The 25,500-nt window shown below is 55.7% G+C and carries 27 protein-coding genes, 1 pseudogene, 1 riboswitch and 1 other annotated feature; of the genes and pseudogenes, 18 read left to right on the top strand and 10 right to left on the bottom strand.

Annotated elements, in window-relative coordinates; genetic code table 11:
• Positions 1-116 precede the first annotated feature (116 nt).
• Positions 117-1,001 carry a YitT family protein gene (locus ETC00_RS06210; RefSeq protein WP_171565089.1) on the bottom strand — a complete coding sequence of 295 codons (885 nt, stop codon included), beginning with the start codon at positions 999-1,001 and terminating at the stop codon, positions 117-119.
• Between the two features lie 217 nt (positions 1,002-1,218).
• Here ETC00_RS06210 and ETC00_RS06205 point away from each other — a divergent pair, with 217 nt between their 5' ends.
• The gene (locus tag ETC00_RS06205; protein ID WP_171565289.1) at positions 1,219-1,974 is read left to right on the top strand and encodes a DUF2087 domain-containing protein; all 756 of its coding nucleotides are present in this window, start codon (positions 1,219-1,221) and stop codon (positions 1,972-1,974) included.
• A 25-nt stretch (positions 1,975-1,999) separates the two neighbouring features.
• On the top strand, positions 2,000-2,341 hold the full coding sequence (locus ETC00_RS06200; protein WP_171565088.1) for a GIY-YIG nuclease family protein: 342 nt from the start codon (positions 2,000-2,002) through the stop codon (positions 2,339-2,341).
• Between the two features lie 165 nt (positions 2,342-2,506).
• Here ETC00_RS06200 and ETC00_RS06195 read toward each other — a convergent pair whose 3' ends face one another.
• Complete coding sequence (locus ETC00_RS06195) at positions 2,507-3,838, bottom strand: glycoside hydrolase family 10-like protein (RefSeq protein ID WP_230077786.1); 1,332 nt, start codon at positions 3,836-3,838, stop codon at positions 2,507-2,509.
• Between the two features lie 345 nt (positions 3,839-4,183).
• On the opposite strand from ETC00_RS06195, the gene ETC00_RS06190 reads away from it, so the two are divergent.
• Together ETC00_RS06190 and ETC00_RS06185 are read left to right on the top strand one after the other, a co-directional pair.
• A complete protein-coding gene (locus tag ETC00_RS06190; protein ID WP_216369327.1) occupies positions 4,184-4,882 on the top strand; it encodes a futalosine hydrolase in 699 nt (232 codons plus the stop codon).
• Entirely contained in the window at positions 4,879-5,709 is an 831-nt protein-coding gene (locus ETC00_RS06185; protein WP_171565087.1) for a 1,4-dihydroxy-6-naphtoate synthase, read from the top strand. The genes ETC00_RS06190 and ETC00_RS06185 overlap by 4 nt, the downstream gene beginning before the upstream one ends.
• Before the next feature lie 203 nt (positions 5,710-5,912).
• Here ETC00_RS06185 and ETC00_RS06180 read toward each other — a convergent pair whose 3' ends face one another.
• From ETC00_RS06180 to ETC00_RS06170, 3 genes are all read right to left on the bottom strand, one after another.
• Positions 5,913-6,080: a DUF4180 domain-containing protein gene (locus ETC00_RS06180; RefSeq protein ID WP_256379860.1), complete on the bottom strand. Its 168-nt coding sequence runs from the start codon at positions 6,078-6,080 to the stop codon at positions 5,913-5,915.
• Positions 6,081-6,131: 51 nt separating this feature from the next.
• Positions 6,132-6,515 (bottom strand): VOC family protein, encoded by a 384-nt coding sequence (locus ETC00_RS06175; RefSeq protein WP_171565286.1) that lies wholly within the window; start codon positions 6,513-6,515, stop codon positions 6,132-6,134.
• 117 nt (positions 6,516-6,632) lie between these two features.
• Positions 6,633-7,946, bottom strand: a complete 1,314-nt coding sequence (locus tag ETC00_RS06170; RefSeq protein WP_171565085.1) for a serpin family protein — start codon at positions 7,944-7,946, stop codon at positions 6,633-6,635.
• Between the two features lie 234 nt (positions 7,947-8,180).
• Here ETC00_RS06170 and ETC00_RS06165 point away from each other — a divergent pair, with 234 nt between their 5' ends.
• Both ETC00_RS06165 and ETC00_RS20620 read left to right on the top strand, forming a co-directional pair.
• Positions 8,181-8,576 carry a RidA family protein gene (locus tag ETC00_RS06165; RefSeq protein ID WP_171565084.1) on the top strand — a complete coding sequence of 132 codons (396 nt, stop codon included), beginning with the start codon at positions 8,181-8,183 and terminating at the stop codon, positions 8,574-8,576.
• 4 nt (positions 8,577-8,580) lie between these two features.
• A pseudogene (locus ETC00_RS20620) lies at positions 8,581-8,765 on the top strand (GNAT family N-acetyltransferase); the annotation flags it as partial.
• A gap of 205 nt (positions 8,766-8,970) precedes the next feature.
• Here the strand turns inward: ETC00_RS20620 and rlmD are convergent.
• On the bottom strand, positions 8,971-10,362 hold the full coding sequence (gene rlmD, locus ETC00_RS06160; RefSeq protein ID WP_171565083.1) for a 23S rRNA (uracil(1939)-C(5))-methyltransferase RlmD: 1,392 nt from the start codon (positions 10,360-10,362) through the stop codon (positions 8,971-8,973).
• Positions 10,363-10,591: 229 nt separating this feature from the next.
• On the opposite strand from rlmD, the gene ETC00_RS06155 reads away from it, so the two are divergent.
• The 3 genes from ETC00_RS06155 (at position 10,592) to yhfH (ending at position 13,026) form a co-directional block, all read left to right on the top strand.
• Positions 10,592-10,933 carry a hypothetical protein gene (locus tag ETC00_RS06155; RefSeq protein ID WP_171565082.1) on the top strand — a complete coding sequence of 114 codons (342 nt, stop codon included), beginning with the start codon at positions 10,592-10,594 and terminating at the stop codon, positions 10,931-10,933.
• Positions 10,934-11,061: 128 nt separating this feature from the next.
• Positions 11,062-11,322: a binding site (T-box leader), on the top strand.
• Between the two features lie 92 nt (positions 11,323-11,414).
• The gene (gene ilvA / locus ETC00_RS06150; RefSeq protein ID WP_171565081.1) at positions 11,415-12,662 is read left to right on the top strand and encodes a threonine ammonia-lyase IlvA; all 1,248 of its coding nucleotides are present in this window, start codon (positions 11,415-11,417) and stop codon (positions 12,660-12,662) included.
• Between the two features lie 202 nt (positions 12,663-12,864).
• A complete protein-coding gene (gene yhfH, locus ETC00_RS06145; protein WP_171565080.1) occupies positions 12,865-13,026 on the top strand; it encodes a protein YhfH in 162 nt (53 codons plus the stop codon).
• 166 nt (positions 13,027-13,192) lie between these two features.
• On the opposite strand, the gene ETC00_RS06140 is transcribed toward yhfH, so the two are convergent.
• Positions 13,193-14,425 (bottom strand): aminopeptidase, encoded by a 1,233-nt coding sequence (locus tag ETC00_RS06140; RefSeq protein ID WP_171565079.1) that lies wholly within the window; start codon positions 14,423-14,425, stop codon positions 13,193-13,195.
• A gap of 185 nt (positions 14,426-14,610) precedes the next feature.
• On the opposite strand from ETC00_RS06140, the gene ETC00_RS06135 reads away from it, so the two are divergent.
• The 3 genes from ETC00_RS06135 (at position 14,611) to ETC00_RS06125 (ending at position 17,372) form a co-directional block, all read left to right on the top strand.
• On the top strand, positions 14,611-15,168 hold the full coding sequence (locus ETC00_RS06135) for a hypothetical protein (protein WP_171565078.1): 558 nt from the start codon (positions 14,611-14,613) through the stop codon (positions 15,166-15,168).
• Between the two features lie 163 nt (positions 15,169-15,331).
• The gene (locus ETC00_RS06130; RefSeq protein WP_171565077.1) at positions 15,332-15,895 is read left to right on the top strand and encodes a biotin transporter BioY; all 564 of its coding nucleotides are present in this window, start codon (positions 15,332-15,334) and stop codon (positions 15,893-15,895) included.
• A 130-nt stretch (positions 15,896-16,025) separates the two neighbouring features.
• Positions 16,026-17,372 carry a cytochrome P450 gene (locus tag ETC00_RS06125; RefSeq protein ID WP_171565076.1) on the top strand — a complete coding sequence of 449 codons (1,347 nt, stop codon included), beginning with the start codon at positions 16,026-16,028 and terminating at the stop codon, positions 17,370-17,372.
• A gap of 162 nt (positions 17,373-17,534) precedes the next feature.
• Here ETC00_RS06125 and ETC00_RS06120 read toward each other — a convergent pair whose 3' ends face one another.
• From ETC00_RS06120 to ETC00_RS06110, 3 genes are all read right to left on the bottom strand, one after another.
• Positions 17,535-18,911: a sensor histidine kinase gene (locus ETC00_RS06120; RefSeq protein ID WP_171565075.1), complete on the bottom strand. Its 1,377-nt coding sequence runs from the start codon at positions 18,909-18,911 to the stop codon at positions 17,535-17,537.
• Positions 18,912-19,631, bottom strand: a complete 720-nt coding sequence (locus tag ETC00_RS06115) for a response regulator transcription factor (RefSeq protein ID WP_171565074.1) — start codon at positions 19,629-19,631, stop codon at positions 18,912-18,914.
• 213 nt (positions 19,632-19,844) lie between these two features.
• The gene (locus tag ETC00_RS06110) at positions 19,845-20,483 is read right to left on the bottom strand and encodes a C40 family peptidase (protein WP_171565073.1); all 639 of its coding nucleotides are present in this window, start codon (positions 20,481-20,483) and stop codon (positions 19,845-19,847) included.
• 5 nt (positions 20,484-20,488) lie between these two features.
• Positions 20,489-20,630, bottom strand: a riboswitch (cyclic di-AMP (ydaO/yuaA leader).
• Positions 20,631-20,933: 303 nt separating this feature from the next.
• Between ETC00_RS06110 and ETC00_RS06105 the strand changes: the two genes are divergently transcribed.
• From ETC00_RS06105 to ETC00_RS06080, 6 genes are all read left to right on the top strand, one after another.
• Positions 20,934-21,347, top strand: a complete 414-nt coding sequence (locus ETC00_RS06105; protein WP_171565072.1) for a LiaF transmembrane domain-containing protein — start codon at positions 20,934-20,936, stop codon at positions 21,345-21,347.
• An 84-nt stretch (positions 21,348-21,431) separates the two neighbouring features.
• A complete protein-coding gene (locus tag ETC00_RS06100) occupies positions 21,432-22,127 on the top strand; it encodes a PspA/IM30 family protein (RefSeq protein ID WP_171565071.1) in 696 nt (231 codons plus the stop codon).
• Between the two features lie 87 nt (positions 22,128-22,214).
• Positions 22,215-22,778: a class I SAM-dependent methyltransferase gene (locus tag ETC00_RS06095; RefSeq protein WP_171565070.1), complete on the top strand. Its 564-nt coding sequence runs from the start codon at positions 22,215-22,217 to the stop codon at positions 22,776-22,778.
• A 30-nt stretch (positions 22,779-22,808) separates the two neighbouring features.
• Complete coding sequence (liaF, locus tag ETC00_RS06090; RefSeq protein WP_171565069.1) at positions 22,809-23,663, top strand: cell wall-active antibiotics response protein LiaF; 855 nt, start codon at positions 22,809-22,811, stop codon at positions 23,661-23,663.
• 13 nt (positions 23,664-23,676) lie between these two features.
• Entirely contained in the window at positions 23,677-24,837 is a 1,161-nt protein-coding gene (locus tag ETC00_RS06085; RefSeq protein ID WP_171565068.1) for a HAMP domain-containing sensor histidine kinase, read from the top strand.
• On the top strand, positions 24,834-25,463 hold the full coding sequence (locus tag ETC00_RS06080) for a response regulator (protein WP_171565067.1): 630 nt from the start codon (positions 24,834-24,836) through the stop codon (positions 25,461-25,463). The genes ETC00_RS06085 and ETC00_RS06080 overlap by 4 nt, the downstream gene beginning before the upstream one ends.
• Positions 25,464-25,500 lie beyond the last annotated feature (37 nt).

Raw genomic sequence — 25,500 nt, 5'->3', positions numbered from 1 at the left:
CGATGCTGCCGCAGAAGACGGGCGGACTTACAAATCAAATTATAAAGAATACAAGACAGGAAAAAACGAAAACCGTGCCCCTCTGCACCAGCAGGCACGGTTTTCCTGTCAAACGGTTAGTGAATATCCCTCTTTTTAAACTGCCCGCCGCGAACGTCGTGAATGTTGCCGACGGCGAGAAATGCGCCGGGGTCCACTTCCTCGACAATCAGCTTCAGCTTGGCTTCCTCCAGGCGAGTGATGATGCAGAACACCACTTTTTTGTCGTCGCCGGTATATCCGCCTTCTCCGCGGAGGTACGTTACACCCCGTCCCAGCCGGGCGACGATGGCGTCTCCAATTTCCTTGTAGTTGTCGCTGATGATCCAGACCGATTTGGAGCCTTCAAACCCTTCAATCGTCAAATCAATCATCTTAAAGGCGATGTAGTACGCCATCAGCGAATACATGGCACGGTCCCAGCCGAACACGAAACCGGCGCTTCCGAGAATAAACACGTTGAAGAACATGACGATCTCACCGACGGAAAACGGTGTCTTTTTGTTAAACAGGATCGCCACAATCTCCGTGCCGTCCAACGATCCTCCGTAGCGGATGACCAAGCCCACACCAATGCCGAGAATGATGCCGCCAAATACGGTTGCCAGGAGCGGGTCTTCCGTCAACGGACGAACGTCGTGCAGCATCGTGGTTCCTATCGACATGGCTGTAACGCCCAACAGCGTTGAAATTGCAAACGTTTTTCCGATTTGTTTATAGCCGACGATCAAAAACGGCAGATTGAGCAGGAACAGGAACAACCCGAGCGTCCAGCCTGTCAAGTGGGACAAGATGATAGATATCCCGACTATTCCACCGTCAATGATGTGATTTGGGACCAGAAAGATTTCCAGCCCGACGGAGACGAGGCCAGACCCGATCAGGATGAACAGCGCCCTCTTGAGCAGTTTGCCGAGGGTCAATTTTTTATGAGTGGCATGTTGTTTGAGCGTTTCTTCCATTCATTCCCCTCCTACGATAATAATTATGTTTTTATTATACCATTAACTGTCCAATCGCTTGCGCATTTTCAGATATGTTCAGAATAGAAAAAATAGACGGAGACACGATCTTTTCTCCGTTCGCCTGCGAATGGATACAAGCACACCTTGACAAAATTATAGACAAAACAATAAAATGTCTATAAAAATATAAACAAAACAAGGGTGTGTTTGTGTGATTGGCGTATCGGAACTGTTTTGGAACGCCTCGTTGGAGGAATTGAAACGCGGGTACATTCTGCAGGACGAACATGTTGTATGCCTGCTTTGCGGCAAGCGGCTGGAGAAAGGCGTCGTCTATCCGGCTGACGGCGTTTTCTATGAAGCGGAGCGGTATATGCGCGTTCACATTGAACAGGCGCATCAGTCCGTGTTTGACTACCTGATCCGGCTGGACAAAAAGCTGACCGGCCTGACGGACCATCAAAACCGTCTGCTGCGCCTGTTTTACCAGGGAAATAGCGACGCGGACGTGCAGAAGGAGCTGGGCATCGGCAGCGCTTCCACGATCCGGAATCACCGCTTTGCCTTGAAGGAGAAGGAGCGTCAGGCCAAGGTGTTTTTGACGTTGATGGAGCTGTTGAAAGAACGGGACAAGTACGCGCCGACCTTCATTGATGTGCATCACACCGCCAGAATGGTGGACGATCGGTACAATGTGACGCTGGACGAGTACGACAAGTTATTGAAAAAGTACTTCCCGGCAGGAACCGATGGATCATTGAAGACTTTCCCCTCGAAGGAAAAACACAGACTGGTGGTGCTGCGGGAAATCGCCAAGCGGTTTCAGCCTGAGCGCATCTACACGGAAAAAGAAGTCAATCAGATCTTGCAGGCGGTGTATGACGACTACGTTACCGTCAGACGGTATTTGATCGACTACGGGTTTCTGGATCGAAAGGACGACGGCAGCCAATACTGGCTGAAAGCGTGATTTTGAGGGAAAGGAAGAGATACCGATGGATCGACGAGCGGAACTGAAACAACTGTACAAGGAAATGAAGACTGAGGCGGGTGTCTACCGGATTACCAACCGACAAAACGGGAAAGTGTTCATCGGCAGCACCATGAACCTGAAGACCATAAACGGCACGCAATTCCAGCTGAATTACGGCAGTCACAAAAACAGTAAGCTGCAGCAGGAGTGGAACGAATACGGGAAAGACGCCTTTGACATTGAGGTGGTGGAGCGCCTGGAAGTGAAGCAGGACAAATACCAGGAGACCAAGGACAAGCTGAAAAAGCTGGAGGAAACCTGGATGGAAAAGCTGCAGCCGTTTGGCGAACGGGGCTATCACTAGGGGGGCGGCAACCGCCGTTCCCGTCAAAAAACAAGGATCGTTGCGGGATGTCCGCACGATCCTTGTTGATTTTTCCGCAGGTTGTCTACAGAGGCACTATGTGTGTCAGCAAAGCCGTCGGCTGCAGGTGACGTGAACCGCGCCGCTTCGGCTCTTGGCCCGTTGTTACGGGGTTTGCGCCGCATAGTACTGTTTCAGGCTGGAACCCACCCCTGCGGTATTGTTCAGAAGCGTTTTGGCGCTGAAAAAGATGCTGCCTTTTACCTGGGGATACGCCTTGTTGAGTTGGAGCTGCTTGATCAGCGCATCGCTGGTCGCCCAGTCGGTCGTGTTGCTGCCCACGCGGTACGCGGCGTGACCGATGTAGAGTTTGACGGGGGTGCCGTTTGTTTCCGCCGCCCACCAGTGGACGAGCTTGTCGTACGCGGCCGGCTTGTACCCGATGCTCCAGTAGAGCTGAGGCGCTACGTAATCGAGCCAGCCGCTGCGAATCCACGTGCGGACGTCGGCGTACAGGTTGTCGTAGGAGCTTTGGCCGTTCGTGTCCGAACCGGTGGGGTCGTCCTTCGCGTTGCGCCAGATGCCGAACGGGCTAATCCCGAACTCCACCTGCGGCTTTACGCGTTTAATCGACTGGTACAGGTCGCGGACGAAGGTGTTGATGTTGTCGCGGCGCCAATCGCCTTTATTGGCAAATCTCCCTTGATTGTAGGCGGCATACGTCGCATCGTCCTTAAACGCTTCCTGCCCGTACGGATAAAAATAATCGTCCAGGTGCACGCCGTCAACATCGTACTTGTTCACCACTTCCAGAATGGTGGCGATCACGTGCTGCCTCACTTCCGGAATGCCCGGGTTGAAGATCAGTTGGTTATTGTGAGGCACGACCCAATTCGGATGCAGTCTGGCGGGGTGATTTGCCGCCAGTTTTCCCGGATCTTTGTTCGTGCTGGCCCGGAACGGGTTGAACCAGGCGTGAAACGCCATGCCGCGCTTATGCGTTTCTTCGATCATGAAGGCGAGCGGATCATAGCCCGGGTGTTTTCCCTGCGTGCCGGTCAGCCATTTGGACCAGGGAACGAGAGCGGAAGGGTAGATGGCGTCCGATTCCGCTCTCACCTGGACGATGATGGCGTTCATGCCGGTCGCTTTCAGCTCGTCCAGCAAGCGTATGTACTCCTGTTTTTGCGCGTCGATGCTCAGGCCCTGTTTCGACGGCCAGTCGATGTTGTACACCGTGCTCACCCATGCGGCGCGCATCTCCTGCTGGGACTGGTTCACAGGGGTGCTGCTCCCCTCGGCACCGGCGTTCGGATTGATGACAGGTTGCGGAGCCGTTCCATTGACGATGTCCGGCGGGACTGTCGGGGGAATCGATTGGCCGACGGCAGCATTGGCGGTCACCCCTGTGCTCGTCTGCGGCTGAGCTGCCGTTGCGATCGGCTGCAGCCCAAACAGCAGGAGGAGCAGACTCATCAGCAAGCGGTATCGTTTCAATTCACAATCCTCCTTATTGCGTGAAAAATGTTCCCGTACAAGATCTGCCGTGTAGGCGGAAGAAATCTACCAATCTAGTAGACGTTTGAGAGAGACATTCGTTGCTTTCGGACTGCAAAAAACGGCAAAGATGGGTCTTGTGTCCTATGGTGATCGTTTCCTGGTTCGGCACATGTTTCACGGAAGACTTGATGGCGTTGATCGTACCGCTGGCCGAGCACATCGTTTTTGGCAAACAACTTTACAGGAAGACGAGATAGCGATAACGTTGAGGAAGAGTGTGAACGTGCATGAAGGTTGGAAGGATATACGCATCATGAATGAGGAGAGATCAGAGAGATGAAGATGGACCCGCAAACGGGATCGCTCGAAGGTATCGGTCACGAACGGCGGAAAGCGGACATGCGCGTGCTCGTGATGACCGCTGTTCCGGCAGAGAGAGACGTGGTCTTGCGCGGACTGCGCGGCGACCGCCGCTTTGACGTGCTGGCAGGGGGCGTCGGCGCGGCGGCAGCGGCAGCCAGTACGGCGCGGGCCCTGGCTGTTGGCCCGTACGACCTGGTCGTGTCTGCCGGCATCGGCGGCGGTTTTACGGGACGGGCGGAAGTGGGCTCCCTGGTGGTGGCGAACGAGATTATCGCCGCAGACCTGGGGGCGGAGACTCCGGACGGCTTCTTGAGCGTGGACGAGCTGGGATTCGGTTCTGCCCGCATCCAGGTCCCCGCTGAGTGGGCGGCCCGTGTGACCGAGGCGCTGCGCGAGGCGGGGCTGCCCGTCAGCACCGGCCCCGTCCTGACGGTAACGACTGTGACAGGCACCGCTGAGACCGCTCGTACATTGGGCGTGCGTGTGCCCGGGGCGGCTGCTGAAGCGATGGAGGGCTATGGCGTGGCTGTTGCCGCCCGTCAATGCGGCCTCCCCGTCCTGGAGGTCCGTGCCATTTCCAACCCGGTCGGACCGCGTGACCGTGCCTCCTGGCGCATCGCGGAGGCGCTGAACGCATTGGAGGCAGCAAGCTCAGTATTCCTGGAGGTGCTACGATGAGAATTGCCTTTTCGCCTTGTCCCAACGACACGTTTGTATTCCACGCCTGGGTGCACGGCCTGATCCCCGGCGCACCCAAGCTGGATGTCACATACGCCGACATCGACATTACCAACGGCCTGGCAGCGGCACCCAACGGGCCGGACGTACTCAAGATTTCGTATGCAGCCCTGCCGTGGGTGCTCAACGAGTACGCGCTGCTCCCGTGCGGAGGGGCGTTGGGCCGGGGGTGCGGACCGCTGGTGCTGACCAAGACTGGCAGCAACGATCCGGGGGTGCTGTCCGGTCGTCGCGTGGCGGTCCCCAGCGAACGCTCAACCGCCTACCTCCTGTTCCGCCTGTGGGCCGCCCGCAACGTGCCGGGAGGTGTTGGCGAGATCGTAGTGATGCCCTTTCACGAAATCATGCCGGCGGTGCGTGACGGCTTGATCGACGCCGGATTGGTCATCCACGAGGCGCGTTTTACGTACCCCTCGTACGGACTCAGCCTATTGGCCGACATGGGAAGCTGGTGGGAAGAAGATACCGGCCTGCCGATTCCGCTGGGGGCGATCATCGCTCGCCGTTCGCTCGATCAAAAGGCCATCGCCGGCTGGATCCGCGCGTCAGTCGAATACGCATGGGCTCACCCGGAAGCGTCGCGTGAGTACGTGCTGCACCACGCGCAAGAGATGGACCCCGATGTGGCGAAAGCGCACATCAACCTGTACGTAAACGAGTTTACCGCCGACCTGGGCGAAGAAGGGTATGAGGCGGTCACCGCTCTGCTCACGCGGGCAGCGGCGGAAGGTCTTGTGCCGGAGGTGGACCCGGCCAAGCTGCGCTGACACGGCCGGTGAATCATGAGACGCAAAAAAGGGGCTATTAGGCCCTTTTTTTGCGTCTGGCCATGCGGGCCCCCCTGCTTTACACGAAAAAATGGGAGCCTGTGTTGCACATGCTCCCGTTCGTGGTTCTGCATTCTGTTTCACATTCACTTTCAAACCGGCTTTTTCCACTTCAATATATTCTTTCTCCCACTTTTTGGCTTTCACGCTGATATCTGGTGAAGTGCCTCTAGGGCGTCGGATTCGGTCTCCTTGAATAAGACCATATTTCCCTGATTGGATTCGTACATGAAGGCGTTCAGGCTGTTGCTTTGGTAGTTGCTGAAATCACCGACGATCGCGACTTTCATCTGGTAGTTGGTAAAACACAGGGTCTAGTGAAAGCCACTCCAGCGATGGTGCGGCCCGTTCGTTTAACACAGTTACTTCTGTACCAGTTGAATAAGGTTGCCGCATGTATCGTCGAAGACGGCGATTGTGACGTCACCGACTTTGGTCGGCTCCTTCGTAAACTTCACGCCCTGTTCCACCAATCGATTGTATTCTTTCTGAATATCTGCAACGCCAAACATGGTTGCGGGGATGCCATCGGCATAGATCTTCTGCTGATACGCTTTGGCGGCAGGATGGTCATTTGGCTCGAGCAACAGCTCGGTACCGTCTTGCTGATCGGGAGAAACAAGCGTGATCCACCTGAATTTCCCCATGGGAACGTCCTGCTTTTTGACAAACCCCAGTGTTTCTGTATAAAACCTCAATGCCTTCTCTTGATCGTCAACCAATACACTCGTAATAATGATGTTCAACATCTGGCAGCCTCCTGATTATGACGTTGGTACTATCTTAACAATCTGGCTTCAAACAGACAAATCCATACAGTGCCACACGTTCCACGCAGCTCGAAAGGAGCAAATGAATCGCTGTTATTCAGCAGGATTTTCGCATATCCCCACAAACAGCAGGCTGCCGTTTGGCGCCGTAATCCCGTAGATAAAGGGCCGGTCAAGAATCATTTCTGCCCGGCTTTCCGGCGGCCTGGAACCGGCATAGGCGATCAGCGTATAGGCGGACGCTTCCACGCCGTTTTCGTCAATCGCGATATGTGTTCCTTGAAGGACTCTGGAAAAAAATGCTGTGTAATCGGTAATACCGCTAAAGTCTGCCCTGGGTGTGAAGGCTGAAATCACGCCAAGTTTTTTGAGAACGTTGGCCAGGTCAAGGTTTGACTGAAAGCTGAATTTGGGGATTTTCCAGACGATTTGCCCATGGCTGTCCTCGCCTTCTTCAAACGCATTCCGCATTTGCTCGGGGGATGAAAGCAGCTCGTAAGGGGATACCCCGCGATCCGGCAGGATAAATACCATTTGTCCCCCATTTTTGAGCCCCAGGCCGGCGCGAGTAAACCCCTTTCCTTTTGCATAGCTTCCGGTCCCAAACGTCTGATTCATAAACTCGACGTGTACATCATGACCATCTGCGAGGTGGAACACATCCACGGCTGTTTTCTCATTATCAAATTGATCAACCCATTCGTCATAGAAGTATACGGTATTCAGGATTGACAGGATTTGATCCGCACTCGTTTCCAGCCTGGGAGACAGTGTACCGTTCGTATTGGCTGATATCCAGGCAGCCATCGCTTTTCCGGCTTCTTCCTTGGCAAAGTCGACAATGTGGGAACTTGCATAGAAATGTTCTGCTGCGTGTTTTACAAAGTCATGTTTGAATTGAACCGGGTTCCCATCGTGCTCTTGATTCATCCAGATGGAATTGGCGATTTTCAGCTTGCCAATGTCATTGTCCCTGTAAAGCGTGCGGTATAAATTTCCTGACTGTTCCAAAAGAAATGCCGGATCGGAAACACCCAATACATGAAGCAATTGTGCCTGTGTCTCGTTCTTAGCACCGGATGCGGCAAGCGACAGCGCAAAGTAGAGCGAGAGGGGGGAGTAATTTACGTTTTTGCCGCCGTTATTCAGGATATGGGGGCTAGTCTTATACGAGAATTCGTTGATGGCCTCAATAAAATCATCCGCAACAGGATTTTGCTCGCGAACCTCACTCCATGTGTCATGGTCGTCAAAGGCATAAGCCTTGGGATAAACGACATCCAAAATGGCGCCTGTACGGGGCTGTTCACTGCCTGGTTTGGGAGCCAAAAGACTAATGCCCGCTAACAATACGGCACAAACCGTGAAAGCCGCCCATTTATACCAGGCGGGTTTTCTTTTTTTCATGCACAGTACCACTCCTTTCTTTTTTCATTGCCGTCTTTCCATGAATGCCGACAGCGGTGTAAGGTTTGAAAATATAGCATTTTTTGGCAGATGATTGTTTATTATACCCCATGATTTATGTATACTGTAGAAAACTTACTTTTTAAGAGAAAGGGAGTGTCCGCACTCAAAATAGAGATCGCGAACATGCGTGTCATCACGGTAAACAATCCAACATGACGAGGTGTTGCTGTAATGAGCGGAAAAATTACCAGAACCAATCCCGCAACTGTCCCGGCGCCAGTTGGGAAGTACACGCACATCACCAAAATCCCGAGAGGTGCCGAGCTGTTTGTGGCATCAGGACAAATTGGCGTAACCCCTCAAGGGGAGATACCAGCGGCTTTGAATGAGCAGGTGGTTCATACATTCGCCAATATCAAGGCAATTCTGGAATCGGAAAACTTGACAAGCGAACATATCATTAAAGTGAATATCTGGGCCACGGAAAAACTTGATTGGGATTTCTTCTACGCCGAGTGGGACAAGTTATTCGGAAATGACTATCCTGCGATGACCGTTGGCTATATTTCTGCACTGGGCTTGCCTGAAATTAAAATTGAAATCGAAATATGGGCTGCCAGAGTATAGCAACCGCTCGCTCATGCAAAAAGCGGAAGAGCGGGCAAAACAGGAAGGCCGCTATCGCTTTTGGTGCTCGACACGCGGGAAGGAGATCGGTCCAATTACCTCTATACGTCGATCGGTTTTGTCGAAGCGGGACGAATCCCTCGATACGCCCAATCAGCAAACGGGGAACTCCATGCAACCGTTATTTAATATAAAACGTTGTAATTACAGCAAAAAGACACGGAACAGCAATTCCGTGTCTCCGTGTGCAGACAAAGTCCATGGCGCATGGGTGGTAGGGACCGCTCGCTCTCTTGACGACCAGCAAAGAAGCGGATCGCGTCCGCACCAAAACGCGACGCGGGCAGAGGGCAAACAGCCCCTTGGTTTCAGGGGTGTCAGAAAAACAACGGACTTACTCTTTTGCCCCTCTCAAAGTAAGCAACACCACACTCTCCACATGACTCGTATGCGGAAACATATCCAACGGCTGGACGCTGACAAGTTCGTAGCGGGCCAGCAGCTTCGCCACGTCTTTGCCCAGAGTGGACGGATTGCAGGAGACGTAGACGATCCGCTGCGGCTGCACCTCCAGGAGGGAGCGGATCAGGGCGTCGTCCAGTCCGGTGCGGGGCGGGTCAACCACGACCACGTCCGGTTTTACGCCCTGCTTGGCCCACTTCGGCATCAGCACCTCGGCGCGGCCGACGTGGAAGGTGGCGTTGGCGGCCCCGTTTTTCTCGGCGTTGCGGCGGGCATCCTCGACTGCAGCGGGAATCAATTCGATGCCCCGGACTTCCCGGGCGTACGGCGCCAGCCAGAGGGCGATTGTCCCCGTGCCGCAGTAGAGGTCCAGCACCAGTTCGCTGCCGGTCAGCCCGGCGGCTTTTTTCACTTCCTCGTACAGCTTGCGCGTCTGCTCCGGGTTCAGCTGGAAAAAGGCGCGGGCCGACAGGTCAAACGACAGCTCCCCCAACTGCTCCGCGATCGACGGTTTTCCCCAGAGCTGGCGGGTGGAGTCGCCGAAGATCAGCGACGTCTTTTTTCGATTGACGTTCTGCACGATGCTGACCAGGCCGGGCAGACGGGTGCGCAGTTCCAGGATCAGTTCCTTGACGCGCGGAAACTCCTCGGTCGCCGTCACCAGCGTGAGCTGCGTCTCGCCTGTGGCAAAGGCCACGCGGGCGACGATGGTGCGGATGACACCGGTCCGTTTTCGTTCATCGTACGCGGGAATGCCCAGCTCCTCCATGATCTGCCGCGCCGTGCGGACGATCTCGTTCGTCGCCTCGTGCTGCACGCGGCATTCCTCCAGGTCAACGAGGCGGTGGCTGCCGGTCTGGTACAGGCCGGCCACCAGCCGGCCGTTCTGCCGTCCTACCTGAAACTGCGCCTTGTTGCGGTAGCCCCAGGGGTTGTCCATGCCGATCGTCTCCGCCACCGGCGGATTCTCCAGCCGGGCGTACTTGCGCAGCGATTCGATCACCAGCTCCCGCTTGCTGGCCAATTGGGCCTGGTAATCCATGTGCTGCAGGCTGCAGCCGCCGCATTCCTCATAGACCGGACAGGGCGGCTCGACCCGCGCAGGGGAGCGCTCCACCACGCGCACCAGTTTGGCGATGGCGTACGTTTCCTTGACGTCCGTCACTTCGGCGTGCACCACCTCCCCGGGCAAGGCCTTATCCACAAAGACGATTTTTCGTTTGTAATAGCCGATGCCTTCGCCGTTGATGCCGAGACTTTTGATCGTCAGGGTCATCTGCTGGCCGATGCGAATGGCGGCTTCCTTTTGCGACGATTTGTTCATGCGTGCCGATCTCCTTCACAGGTGGTTGTCCCTTCATTATACCGCTGCCTGGACCTGTGCCAAAATGAATTCGCTCCACACCTGCTTTTCCGGCAGAATTTTTCCGTCCCGTTTTTGTCATCACAATCCGAAGGGACAGCGCCGCCAATCTGACCATGATGCGGCTTTCTCCCTTGTCCCGTTTTTTGCTATAATAGGGCAGAAAAAAACGAGGGAGTTGTGACGAAAGATGCAAGAGCTGTTTGACAAAATGAAGGAATATCTGAACATGGATACGGAGATTTCCTTTGAAGAGTTTGACGGATACTATAAGAAAGTGGTTGCGTTTCTGAACGACAACTGGACCAGTTTGAACGAGGACGAGACGCTGCACATGCTGTTCATCCTCGACAACCTGAAGTCCAACGGCGAGGATCGCGCCAAGCGCAGGGAAAAAGAGGCGAAAAAGTACGCCAAGATGGCACAGCGCTCGGAAATCTGGGCTACTGCGCTGATCAAGCGTCTGCGCGACGCCGGCATGAGCGATGAGGAGATCGGCAAGCGCTACGAAGCGATCTACGAAGCGGTGTAACTATCTTAGCAAAACCAAGTGGGGACGGCGGACCCCGCTTTTTTATTTGGCGGGGGAAGTGGCAAAGCATTGACAATGCATGGCAAAATGACTATAATTTCTTACTAATTTAAATAGTTCTTTTTGGTTGAACAGCGCGGAAAAGGACGAGTAAAAACAGAAGCGGCGCACAGAGAGCTGTCCCTCGTGCTGAAAGGACAGCCGCTGGCCTGTTTTGAATATCACCTTGGAGCTGTGCCTTGGAAAGAACGGGATCGCCGATTTGAGTACAGGGCAACGGTCACGCCCCCGTTACCGGGCGGGAGTTCTGCTCAGGGGAACTCGCCGAGTCTGTTTTTCGCGAGGAAAGCAGAGAAGCTGAGTGGTACCGCGATGCCCTCGCCTCAGCCAGTCGTGCGCGATGCGCCGAAGGCTGGAGGCGGGGGCTTTTTGCATGTTCCGCGCTGCCGATATCACCATCAGGGGGAGGAGCTAAAAACACATGCCTGCTGTCAACATGGAAGACATCATCGTCGCCAACCATTTGCTCAAAGACGTAATCGAGAAAACGCCGCTGCAGCGAAACAAGCTCCTGTCCGAGCGGTATGGCTGCAACGTCTACTTGAAGCGGGAAGATTTGCAGGTAGTGCGCTCGTTCAAAATTCGCGGCGCCTACAACCTGATCCGCCACCTTTCGGATGAAGAGCGGCAAAGGGGAGTGGTCTGCGCCAGCGCCGGAAACCACGCGCAGGGCGTGGCCTACTCCTGCCGGCTGCTGCAGATTCGCGGCCATATTTTCATGCCGGCTACGACGCCGCGGCAGAAAGTGTCGCAGGTCAAGCTGTTCGGAGGTGAGTATGTCGACGTAGTGCTGGTCGGCGACACGTTTGACGATTCGTTTGCGGAGGCGATGGCCTACTGTCTGGAACAGAACATGACGTTCGTCCATCCGTTTGACGATCCGCTGGTGATTGCCGGACAGGGCACGGTCGGAGCGGAAATCATGAACGATATGGCGGAGCCGATCGATTACCTGTTTGTGAGCATCGGCGGCGGGGGACTGGCTGCGGGCGTCGGCACGTACGTGAAGGGAGTCAGTCCGTCCACCCGCATAATCGGGGTGGAACCGGCCGGCGCTCCCTCGATGACGGAGGCGCTGGCCAGGGGAGACGTCGTCACGCTGGAGGAGATCGACAAGTTCGTGGACGGGGCGGCGGTCAAACAGGTGGGACAGCTCACCCGCGAAATCTGCAAAGAGATCGTGGACGACATCGTGCTGGTGCCGGAAGGAAAAGTATGCACCACGATTTTGGAACTGTACAACGAGAACGCCATCGTCGTCGAACCGGCCGGGGCCCTGCCGATTGCCGCGCTTGACGCCTGCCGCGAGCAGATTGCAGGGAAAAACGTCGTCTGCGTCATCAGCGGGGGCAACAACGACATCGACCGGATGCAGGAAATCAAGGAGCGTTCCCTGCTGTATGAAGGCTTGAAACATTACTTCATCATCAATTTTCCGCAGCGGGCCGGAGCGCTGCGCGAGTTTATCGACAAAGTGCTGGGGCCGCACGATGACATCGTCCGTTTCGAGTACACGAAAAAGAACAACAAGGATAACGGGCCGGCACTTGTCGGAATCGAGCTGAAGTGCAGAGAGGACTATCAGCCGTTGGTGGACCGGATGAATAAGCATGGCATTCGCTACGTGGAGGTAACCAAGGACCCGACACTGTTTAACCTGCTGATCTGATCAAAACATGTCCAGGGTGCGCTTGTGTTGTAAAACAGCGCGGAAAAATCAAAAAAGTATTAATACAGCGAAAGCAGGAGAAACGGACAGAAAACAGAAGCAAGCGAGCGAAAATGCGCCGTAATGTTTTATAACAACGTTTTATAAAACAACCCCTGTTATAATACAATAACCTCAACGAACACGTCGGGAGGTTATAATCATGACGCCGATCGCCACCTTTTTCCGCAATCTGGAAGCCAAATGTTGCACCGTGTGCGGCCAAGCGATGACAGAGCAGGCTGAATCCTACATGACCGAGTGCTTTGACTGCCAGGAAAAAATAGCGAAGGATGCCTACCTGCGCCATTACAACAAGCGGTAAGCATCCATCCGTTTAAGAGAGGAGAGCCGCCAGGGCAGCCGTTCCCGTATCAGTCTTTCGCGCAAGCGGAGAAGTGCAGGGAGACAGCCGCAGCCGGGCGGCTTTTTTTTTTTTTTTTTTGTCTGCTCCCGGACCGACGTCGGCCCGGAAGCAGGAAGGATGTTGTTTAGAACGCCCAGTTTCCGTTTCGGAAGATGGGCTCGCGTGTGCCGTCGGCCAGTTCCCCGTCGATGTCCATTTCCGCCGAACCGATCATGAAATCGACGTGCATGAGGCTGGTGTTGAGACCGCGCTGCTCCATTTCCTCGGGGGAGAGGTTGTCTCCGCCCTCCAGGCAGACCGGATAGGCATTCCCGATCGCCAAATGGTTGGAGGCATTTTCGTCGATCAGCGTGTTGTAAAAAATCAGGTTGGACTGGGAGATGGGCGATTGATGCGGCACCAGGGCCACTTCTCCCAGGTAGCGGGAGCCTTCATCCGTCTCGATCAGCTTCTGCAATACGTCAAAGCCCGTCTCTGCCGTCACTTCCACGATGCGTCCCCGCTCGAAACGGAGTGTAAAGTTCTCGATCAGATTGCCGTTGTGGCTCAACGGCATCGTGCTGGAAACGACGCCGTTCACCCCGTCTTTCAACGGAGCGGTGTAGACTTCTTCCGTCGGGATGTTGGCTGTAAACGGTACGCCGTTTGCGGTCACACTGGCTCCTCCTTGCCAGCGGTGACCGGGCGGCAGTTGGACCGACAGGTCGGTGCCGGGCGCTTTAAAGTGAAGGCAGCGGTACTGCTTGCCGTTCAAGTAGGTCACCTTTTCGTTCAGTGCTGCTTGATGGTTCCGCCAGGCTGTCACCGGGTCGTCCACGTCTGTCCGGGTGGCGCGGAAGATGGCATTCCACAGGGCGCTCACCTGCTCGCTTTCGGGCAGGTTCGGGAAGACTTTTGCGGCCCATGCAGGAGAGGGAGCTGCGATCACCGACCAGCTGACGCTGTTGTTCATCGTGTAGTTGCGAAACGTGTACATGGCAGTTCTCATCGCTTTGTCGGCAGCGGCGATCCGCTCCGGATTGACTCCCTTGAGCAGATCGGGGTCGGTCGCGATGATAAAAAGAAACACAGCCCCGTTCTCGGCCAGCTCCTCGTACGCTTTTGCTCTCCACATCGGGTATTCCGTCAGCGCTTCATACGGGGCGAGATCGTACTGGAGCCGGGTTAGTTCATCGTCCGTCCATTCGGTATACACGTGTTTGGCTCCGGTCAGGTAAGCTGTTTTGGCAATCTTGCGGACCAGTTCGGCCGTGCAGAGGGGGGCGTTGATGACAAGGGTTTGCCCCGGCTGGACATTGACGCCGATTTTCACAGCCAATTCGGCGTAGCGATCAAGCATGCGATCAGCAGCGGTCATGAAAAACCTCCTCGTCAGAATATGTGGTGTTGGCAGACAGGCAGTCAGATAACTGGATGTTGATTTAATACTATACCAGTTTATGGATTGTGTATAGATAATGGAGTATAAGTCGTTCTTGCCAAACGGAAAAAAGACGGGCATCCTAGTAGCGTGTGCCATTCGGATGGAAAGGAGGAGCGGAGGTGTTTCATCCGCTGGTGTTCGACAATATCCGGGTCGTGCTGGAAGGAGTGGTGTACGATCGGGATTTCGAGGGAGCCATCATCATCACGGGCCGCTCCGACGTGATGGACCTGGCTACATTTGAGCGGCTGTTTCAGATTGAATTCCGTCAGGCAGGTAAGGCTGATGGTGACACGGCGGTGACGGCGCAGATCCAGCTGCGCACCTCGCTGGCAGACATTGCGGCGGAGCAGCTGGACAAGCCGCTGACAGAGCATGTGGGCTGCACGATCTGCATCCATTATTTCCTGGAGATCAGCGACGTGCCGCGGGAGACAGAAGCGATCACCGCGATTCTCAACGAGGTGTGGGGACACCGGCCGCACATCACGCAGACGGTCAAGGCGCGTTTAGACGAGCATCGGCAGGAGTGGCCGCCGCAGCGCTTTGCCAATCAGATCACGCTCGATTTTCACCGCAAGATCGACGAGGGCAACATAGAGGACTTGCGCCGCCTGATCGATCACACGGTCGATTCGCTGATTCACCTCCAGGCGTACTGCGACCGCCGCGCATAGCCGAAACGATCGGGAATGGAAAGCGCGAGTCTCCCGCCTGTCTGCCTGACGATTCGGCGTGCCTCAATACCTCCCGTTTTGCCATTTACATTTGTTCGGACAGGCATTATGATTAAAGTGTTAACTCATCTTATGTTTTGGTTGACAAAAACGGGAGGTTACCATGAGAAACGAACGATTGAGATGGATGCTCTTATCTGCTGTGTTTGCCGCTGTGACGGCCGTTTTTTCGCAAATCACAATTCCCCTGCCGCTGATTCCGATTACCGGACAGACACTGGCGGTCGGTTTGGCCGCCACCATTCTCGGCAGTCGGTACGGCACGCTGGCGATGATCATTTACGTGCTGCTGGGCGCGGTCGGTCTGCCGGTTTTCTCGGGGGCGAGCGGCGGACTCCAGGTGCTGGCCGGCAAATCCGGTGGATACATTTTCGGTTTCATTCTGACTGCCTACATTACCGGCCTGATCCTGGAGAAAACCCGATTCTCCATTGGCTGGGCGCTGGTGGCCAACCACGTCGGCATGGTTGTGACACTGGTTTGCGGCGTGATTCAGCTCAAGTACGTGCTGGACATTCCGTGGAGCGCCGCGATCATGAGCGGCGGCGTTTCCTTTTTGCTGGTGGGAGTCATCAAGGCCGTGCTGGCCGCCTGGATCGGCATCAAGGTGCGCGAGCGGCTGGTGTCCAACCGGCTGGTGCAGGTGGACAAGCCGACCCTTTCGTAAACAGAAGAGAGACCGCCTGATAATTCAGGCGGTTTGTTTTTTTGACGCTGCCCAAGGGCGTTTGTGGTATAAGGTGCCGGGCCGGATGGATACTAGAGACGAGCACTGATACTGGGAAAGGATGTCTGCGATGAACCTGACAACGATTCCCGCCCCCAAAGGGCTGCCCATATCCGGCCATTTGCTCGCCTTTCGCCGCGATCCACTCGGCTTTTTGCAGAGGGCTGCGGAACAGCACGGCGATGTCGTCCATTTTCGTTTTGGTCCCAGCCGGCACATGTATCTCTTGACCAATCCCGAACACATCAAGGAAGTGCTGGTCACCAAACAGGCCCACTTTCGCAAGGCCAAAGGACTGCAGGTGGCGCGTGCAGTGGTGGGAGACGGCATTCTCACCAGCGAGGGACAAAAGCACATGCGGCAGCGCCGGCTGATGCAGCCTGCTTTTCGCCGGGAGCGGATCGCCGCTTACGCCGACGTGATGGTCCGTCAGGGGCTCGCCATGATGGACCGGTGGAAAGACGGCGATATCCGTGACGTGCACCAAGACATGATGAAAGTAACGCTGGCGATTATCACCGAGACGATGTTCGGCAAAGGGTTGACGGAAGGTGTCGAGAAGATCGGCCGCGCCATCGAAATCGGGCTGCAGTACGTGTCGAACAAGGCTTCGGCGATAATCGACATTCCGCTCGGCGTGCCGACGCCGCAAAACCAGAAGTTTCAGGAGGCGGCGAAGACGCTGGACAAAACCATATACGAGATCATCGAGGAACGGCGGAGGAATGGCGGGGAAGGACGGAACGACCTGTTGGCCATGCTGCTGGCCGCGCGTGACGAAGAGGACGGGCAGGGCATGACAGACGAGCAGGTACGTGACGAGGTGATGACCATTTTTGTCGCCGGCCACGAGACGACCGCCAACACCATGTCGTGGATCTGGTACCTGCTGGCCACCCATCCCGAAGCGGAACGAAAGCTGTGGACAGAACTGGACGAGGTGCTGGGCGGACGGCTGCCGACGGCAGAGGATGTCCCGCGGCTTGTCTATACCAATCAGATCATCAGCGAAACCCTGCGGCTTTATCCCGCGGCCTGGGTGATTAACCGGGAAGTGGTGGACGAAGTGGAGATCGGAGGGCACGTGTACCGTCCGGGTGAGACGCTGATGATGAGTCAGTATGTGATGCACCGCAGCAGCCGCTATTTCGACAACCCGGACCAATTCATCCCGGAACGGTTCGGCGGCGATTTGCTGAAGCGAATTCCCGCATTCGCCTACTTTCCGTTTGGCGGCGGGCCGCGCATCTGCATCGGCAACAACTTTGCGCTGATGGAGGCGGCGCTGCTGCTGGCCACGATCGCCCAGCGCTTCCGCCTGCGGCTGGCCGAACCGGGACAGCGGGTGGAGCCGGAGCCGCTGGTTACCTTGCGTCCGAAAAACGGGTTGAAGATGCGGCTGGAGGTGCGGAAATAAAGGGGGATAAAAAAAGAGGCATCTTTCCACCGAGCATGACCGCTTGATGTCAGATACCAAAAATGGGGGTTATTTATCACGGAAAGCAACATGCTTGCTTACAAGAGATACTGTATCAGATAAAAATAAAGTGAATATTAACCATCAATAAATTGAAATAAATTATGGTTGAAAAAACGGGATCGTAAAGGAAAAGCAGCTGCCCACGCCCAGCTCGCTGCTTGCGGTGATCACGCCGCCGTGGCGCTGGACGATGCTCTGACAGATGGGCAGACCCAGGCCGGTGCCGCCGTTGTTCCGGTTGCGTGATTTTTCTGCGCGGTAAAATTTGGTGAACACCTTGGGCAGGTCCTCCGGCGCGATGCCCTCTCCCTTGTCGATCACGGAAAAGAGCACGTGCCCGTCCCGCTGATCGCAGGTAAGCAGGATGGACCCATTTGGCTTGTTGTAGTAGATGGCGTTGTTCAGCAGGTTTTCCAGCACGCGGCGCAGTTTGGCCTCGTCCGCCTCGATGTGCAGTTCGTTGGAGACGCGCAGCTTCCACTGAAACGACAGCCCCGCCTCCTTGATGCGCACCAGGTAGTCTTCGATGACGCCTTTGACAAAACTTTTTACGTGGATGCGGCTGATGTTCAGCTTGATCTCCAAGCTTTGCTGGCTAAAATCCTGCAGCTCGTCCAGCAGCTTTTCCAGATCAGCCGTTTTTTCCTCGATCTTGCGCATCTGTTTTTGAATGCGCTTGACATCGGTGACGCGTCCCGAGCCGATGTAGGAGGCATAGCCCTTGATGGTCGTCAGCGGCGTGCGAAAGTCGTGGGCGATGGCCGAGATCAGTTCGGACTGTCGGTCTTCGGCCTCGCGAAGCTCGTTTACCATGTCGGAAAAGTAGTCGAACAGCTGGCCAAACTCGTCCTGCGAGCGGTAGCTAAACGAGACGTAGCGCTTGCCTTCACGGATTTCCTGGGTCACGCGGGACAGTTCGCTGACCGGCCGCAAGATCCAACGGACAAAGAAGGTGAGCAGAATGAGGCCGACCAGCGCGATGCTGCCGTAGATGAACCACAGCATCATCGAGACGCCTTTGGTGGCGAGAATGTCCGATTCATCCGTGTAAAAGTAGATGATGGTATGTCCCTGACGCGGGGGTTCGTGCTGAAAGTGGTATTCCGCCACCACTTTCAGATCGCTTTTCTCCTGGGCGGCGGGATTGGCTGTATGCGGGTTTTTCAGGTTGTAAGCCTGAGATGTCTTGATGTAAATGGCGTTGCCGTCCGCATCCGTGACGACCATTTTGTACATCAGGTCTTCCGGAAGCTGTGTCTCCAGCTCCCGCCGCTCGGACGGGTCCTTGAACACGCTGGAGTTCAACAACTGATTGACCCGCACCTTTTCCGCCGTTTCCTTTTCATACCGGTACTGGTTGTGCCGGTCCGTCTTCAACTGCTCGACGATGATGTCCTCAAAAACGAACTTGAACAAAAGCAGGTTGAGTGTGATCAAGCCGATAAACGAGAGGAACAGCTTCTTTCGGATGCTCATCTACACTTTCTCCCCGATGAACACGTACCCCGTCCCCCATTGCGTTTTGATGAACTGGCGATCCTTCTCCAGTTTTTCGCGCAGGTTCTTGATGTGCACGGTAACCGTATTGAGCGAGCCGTATCCGTAGCCCCAGACGCGGTCGTAAATCTGCTCCCGCGTAAAGACGATGCCCGCGTTTTCGGCCAGAAAGGTAAGCAGTTGAAACTCCTTGGTGGACAGATCAACTTTTTGGTCGTTGACGTAAACGGAGTACGTTTCCTTGTGAATTTCCAGCCCCTTGAACTTCAGGACAGTAATGGAGGATGCTGCTCTCTCTTTCTCTGCCGCCTCCTCACTGTAACGGCGAATGCGTTCGTAGCGGCGCAGGTGGGCGCGGATGCGGGCAAGCAATTCCTCCGTGTCAAACGGCTTGGTGATGTAGTCGTCGGCTCCGATCTCAAAGCCGACCACCTTGTCTACCGCCTTGCCCTTGGCACTGAGAAAAAGGATGGGCAGTTCCCACTCGCGGCGAATCTGCGAGCAGAGCTCATAGCCGCTCATGCCGGGCATCATGATGTCAAGCAGAATCAGATTGGGCTTGGTGCCTGCGTTCAACAGCTCCAACGCCTGCTCACCGTTTACTGCCGTGGACACATCGTATCCTTCGCTTCCCAAAATATCTTCCAGCATTTCGAGAATTTCCTCATTGTCGTCCACTATCAAAACATGGTCTTTCACCGGAACTCTCCCCCAGTCACCAGATGTGTTCTGGTCCTGTTTCTTTCATCATAATATCACGGTTCGTCCTGATGCGGGGGACAGATTCCTGGCACCCGCACGGACAAGCCGCGTCAGCGTAGAAAAGATGGATGTTACTACCTCTTGACACCAGGTGCTAAATGTAGCCAGAAAAAGCCAGAGACCTGTCGTCCCTGGCTCAATGTGCGTCGGTTACTGCTGTTGTGCTGAAGTCTGCTGTTGTTGTGGATTCGGTTGTTGTTGTTGTTGTTGTTGTTGTTGTTGTTGTTGTGAATTCTGCTGTTGTTGCGTCGATTGTTCTTGCTGCTGCGACGGCTGTGTGGCCTCGGGCAGCGATGCTGCTTGTACAGGTTTCTTTTTCTGTGGATTCTGCGGAGCTTCGGCAATGGCAGGCAGCGCAATCCGCTTGGCACCCACAAAGCGCTTGCTCCAGTAATACGGATCGTTCAGCTTCGTGTTGACGACTCCTCTGCCGCTCTCCGAGTGTACAAACAAGCCATTTCCGATGTAGATGCCCACGTGTGAAACGCTGTGCCCGTTGGTGTTGAAAAAGACCAGGTCACCGGGCTGGAGATCGTTGCGGGACACCGGTACTCCCAACTTGAATTGGGCAGACGACGAATGAGGCAGATCTACACCCAGCGCATGAAACACATAGCGCGTAAAGCCGGAGCAGTCAAATCCGTTTTTGGTTGTGCCGGACGACTTGTAAGGAACACCATACAGGCTGTTGACAACACCCATCAGGGTTTTTTCCTCCTGGGCGTGTGCAGCGCCTGCTCCTATTGCAAGCATCCCGGCGATGAAGAGAGTAACCACCGTTTTGCGCAAAAGAAACTGCTCCTTTCCTAAGCCTACGAGGTTAGCTGATGGGTTCGGTCGAAAGGAATGCCCTAGGCGGCCGGCAGGCGGCTGCCATTCACCCCGAAAAACGTGGGTCCCCCGTTTCCGCACCGCGGAATTCGGCTAAATTCGATGTTTTTTACACGCACCTCAGCACAATTCAACACTTGTCCGATTTTTCCTGTCTTTTTTTGGTGGAGTTCATAATTTTGTCACAATTTGCACCCTCAAGCAGGAAACGATTCGTGTCAGATCACGTCAGCGCATGGTTCACCACATCTCGCCAGGGTGCTTGTCCGATTGCGGAAGGAAGGTGCCTCCGCCCCGGGTCGGAGGGAAAAACCAACCGCCCGCCCGTTATGACGAGACCTGTCAGCCGTCTACAATAAAGCCATAAGGGTGACACCCAAACAAAGTCGATGGGAGGGTAAGCAGTTAATGAGCGAACGGTCTGGAAAAGTGCTTCTCGGACTGATCCTGCTGCTCATTGGGGGATTAGTCATACTCGATCAGCTTGGCATTGACAGCAGTGAGCTGCTCCGCGTGCTGATTCCCGGGCTGATCATGTTGTACGGCGCCCGCAAAATGATGAGCAGCTCAGGTTCCCGGTTTACCGGCGGCCTGATCCTTCTGATCGGGTTCCTGATGCTGATCGGCAAATTGCATGTTTTGTTCCACGCCGTGCTGGCCATTGGTGTCATGTACCTGGGCTTCCGCCTGCTTCGCCAACGGGATGTGCCGGATCAAACGGTTCCGACCGTCGGGGAGCGGCAGTGGGCACAGCGCGTGCTGCAAGACGATGACGTATTGGATCGATGGGAGAAAAGTGTAACCAGGCGGCAGCAGCCGTAATCCTCGCGTCGGCATGGCCGGATCGCAGGACAAGGTTGTTAATCCAACGAGAATCATATGGTATGATGAGGAGGAGAAGTGACGATGGGTATCTTGAAACGCTTGCGTGATTTGACTGTGGCTTCGGTGAATGACGTGCTGGATTCTATGGAAGATCCGGTAGTAATGCTGAACCAGTACATGCGTGACATGGAAGTGGAGATCGGACAGGTGGAAGTGGCCGTCGCCCGCCAGGTGGCGCTTGAGAAGAAGTTCCGTCAGCAGTGGGAAGAGGCGCTGGCCTTCGTGGAAAAACGGGATCGCCAGGTAAAACTGGCGCTTAGCGAGGGTGAAGACGAACTGGCGCGCCGCGCGCTTGCCGACAAGAAACAGTACGAAGCGCGTGCCCGGGAGTACGAGACGCTCTATCAGTCTGCTTCGGATGCGGCGCAAAAGATGCGCGAAAAGCTGGCTGAGCTGAAAGAAGAGTTTTACAAGATGCGGGCGAAAAAATACACCCTGATGGCCCGCGCCCAAGTAGCCAAGACGCAAAAACAGGTAAATCAGGCCATTGTCGGGATGGGGAGCGAAACGGCGAGCCGCGGATTTGCCCGGATGGAAGAAAAAGTGATGCGCATGGAGGCGGAAGCGGATCTCAGCGACCAGTGGCGCCTGACCAACGCAGGCCTGGACCACTCGCTGAGCAAATGGGAGAAGGACGAGCTGGATGCGGAACTGGCGCAGATCAAAGCCTCCCTGCTTGATAAAAAGGAAACGCCACAGCATCCGGAACAAGCGTAAGCGAGAGGAACGGCGGCGTTTGATGTAGAATTGAACCTAAGGCAGCCTGGGAAACAGGCTGCTTTTCCCCTAGAGGAGGTCCTTTTTTTGTCAGACTTCTTGGTGTTTCTACGACGGTTTTTTGCCGAACCAGGCCGAGTCGGCAGCATCATCCCCAGTTCCCGTTTTCTCTGCGCGCGCATGCTGACCCATGTGGATTGGGCAAACGCTGGCGTCATCGTTGAACTGGGGCCGGGCACGGGCGTGTTTACGCAGGCCATTCTCCAAAAGAAGCGGCCGGACGCCCGTTACCTTCTGGTTGAGCGTGATCATCAGTTTCGGACCATGCTGCGCGACCGGTTTCCCGACGTGCCGATTCGGGAAGAGGCTTTAAAGCTTGGGCAGTATATGGAGGAAATGAGGTTGGGCAAAGCCGACGTAATCATCTCCGGCCTTCCGTTTGCCATCTTTCCGGAAACGCTGCGTACCGGCATTCTGGACCAAATTGAATCCGCGCTGGCCCCTGATGGGCTGTTCATCACGTTTCAATACTCACTGCAACTGAAATCGGAGCTGCAGGCGCGTTTTCAACGGGTCGAGACTGATTTCACGCCGTTGAACATTCCGCCTGCGTTTATCTATACATGCCGTAACAGTTTGGAAGGAAAATGAGCGGCATGGGGCGTAAGAGAGGAGACTCCTGTGAAACTGTCCCGCTTGCACAAAATGACGGCTGGTGTTCTGATCATCTTGACGGGCATTGGCCTGTTGCTCGACACCTTGCATATCATTTCGTTCAGTTTGTTTAGCCTGTGGCCGATGATATTGGTGTACGTCGGCGCGCGCATGTGGGAGAAGCGAAAACGCATCAGAGGCGGTCTTTTGGCCGGATTTGGCATCCTGATTGCGCTGGAGATGTGGTTCGGCGTGGGATTCCATGAGCTGTTCCATTTCTTCGTCCCTCTGGCGTTGATCTACTTTGGCTTCCGCCTGATCCGGGGGCGCTCGCAGCGGCGCGATGGACGGGTGGATACGCTCGGTGACATGAGCAGTTTCTCCCCGAAATGGGACGCGCCCGACGATAAGTCGTTTCACGATAAGGCGGCACGCTCGGCCAAGCCAACAGAATACGGGCCTGTCTACAAGGAACGGGTTAAGACCCATCACCCCGGCAGCATTCTGCGGCCCAAGGATACCCGCAGTTCCCTGATCGGCGATTTTCATCTTACGTCCGGCAGGTTTGAGCTGAATGAACTGCACATCTGGCACGGCATCGGGGATGTGGTGATCGACCTGTCGCGGGCGATGGTGATGCAGGAGGAAGCGTTCCTGACTGTCGACGGCTGGGTGGGGGACGTCACCATTTACGTGCCGGTCGACATGCCGGTTGCCGTTACAGCCGAGGTGAGCTTAGGCGACCTGGAAGTGTTTGGACACCGGCAAGGCGGCATCAGCCGCAGTGTGATGGTCCGCTCCGAGCAGTACGAGCAGGCCGCTCAAAAAGTCCATTTACAACTCTCGCTGCTTGTCGGCGATATAAAAGTCAAGTACATCTAGGGGGTACTGACCGATGCGTCGACAGCGATTAGCGAGCGTACAATGGCAGTATGTGCGGTTCGGCCTGATGCTGGTCATCGGCACGGTAACCGCCACGTTCCTCTGTTTCCTATTGATGCACATCGCCTGGGCCAACGATCCAAAGATCCGTCTCCTCTACTCGACATTGGTAGACGACCCGGAACTGAGCCAATGGTTTGCCGCCAATCTGCAAATACAACTGCCGGCGGAGCCGGATTGGGTGATCATGCTGGCAGCCTTTGCCGTCTCGCTTGCCGTGGGGACGGTGCTGGGCGTGATCAGCGGCTACATTTTCGGCAATCTGTTGAAAAAGCGGCTGTACGTGCTGGGCGAAGCGACCATGAATCTGAGCCGCGGCCGCTTGTCCTACCGCGTTCCCGATCTGGGCGCGGACGAGATCGGCGAGCTGGGCTGGCAGTTTAACCGCCTGGCGTCGCAGTGGGAAGAGCAGGTGGCGTCGCTGCAGCGGCTGTCCAATCACAACGCGGCGCTGGCGGAGCAGTTGAAACAGGCAGCCGTTACGGAAGAGCGGCAGCGGCTTGCCCGGGAGCTGCACGATGCCGTCAGCCAGCAGTTGTTTGCCATCGCGATGACCACGGCCGCCTTGAAGCGGCTGGTGGAGAAAAATCCGCAGCGCGCTGCCCAGCAGATAGAGCTGGTGGAGGAGATGGCGGCGGCGGCCCAGGCGGAGATGAGAGCGCTTTTGCTGCATCTCCGTCCGGCCACGCTGCAGAACAAGACCCTGAAGGAAGCGATCGTCGATCTGCTGGAAGAACTGTCGCGGAAAAATACACTCGCGATCTCCTGGGAAATCGAAGACGTCGAAGGCTTGCCCAGCGGCATTGAAGATCATCTGTTCCGCATCCTGCAGGAGTCCCTTTCCAACACGCTGCGCCACGCCCGCGCCAACCAGATCGCGGTGAAGCTGTTTACGCTGCAGGGACAGGTGCGGCTAAGGGTGACGGACGATGGGGTCGGGTTTAATCCGGAAGGCGAAAAACTGACCTCCTATGGTCTTCGGAGCATGCGCGAGCGCGTGGCGGAATTGGGCGGATCGCTTGACATTTACTCTGCAGTAGGCAAAGGGACGCAAATCGAGGTGCGCATCCCGGTGATGCCGCAAACGGAACAGGAAGGGAGTGAGCATCCGTGATTCGTGTATTGTTGGTGGATGATCACGAGATGGTGCGGATGGGCCTGGCCGCCTATCTGTCCACGGAAGAAGACATAGAGGTGGTGGCCGAAGCGGCGAGCGGAGAGGAAGGCGTACGGCTGGCGGTGGAGCTGAAACCGGATGTCGTCCTGATGGATTTGGTCATGGACGGCATCGGCGGCGTGGAAGCCACCCGCCGCATCCGGGAGCAGTGTCCCTCCTGCAAGGTGATCGTGCTGACCAGTTTCATCGACGACGAAAAGGTATACCCGGTGATCGAAGCAGGGGCGTTCAGCTACCTGCTGAAGACCTCGCGCGCTGCTGAAATCGCCCGCGCTATCCGAGCCGCCGTGGCCGGAGAACCGGTGCTGGAATCCCGCGTGGCCGGCAAGATCATGGCCCGTTTTCGCCACGGTCAGGAGCCGCTGCCCCATGAGCAGCTCACCCCGCGTGAGCTGGAAGTGCTGAAGCTGATCGGCCAGGGGAAATCCAACCAGGAGATCGCCGACGAGCTGATTATCGGCATCAAAACCGTCAAAACGCACGTCAGCAACATTTTGGCCAAGCTGGATGTGGAGGACCGAACACAAGCCGCCATTTACGTGCATAAACACAATCTCGTGTGACGGTGGAGTGCTCACCTCGGAAAAAAGGGGGTGAGTT

It is taken from the genome of Brevibacillus sp. MCWH (assembly GCF_013096935.1).
Taxonomy (GTDB): domain Bacteria; phylum Bacillota; class Bacilli; order Brevibacillales; family Brevibacillaceae; genus Brevibacillus; species Brevibacillus aydinogluensis.
The sequence above is the reverse complement of the archived record's forward strand: the minus strand, read 5'-3'. Positions and strand labels throughout refer to the sequence as shown.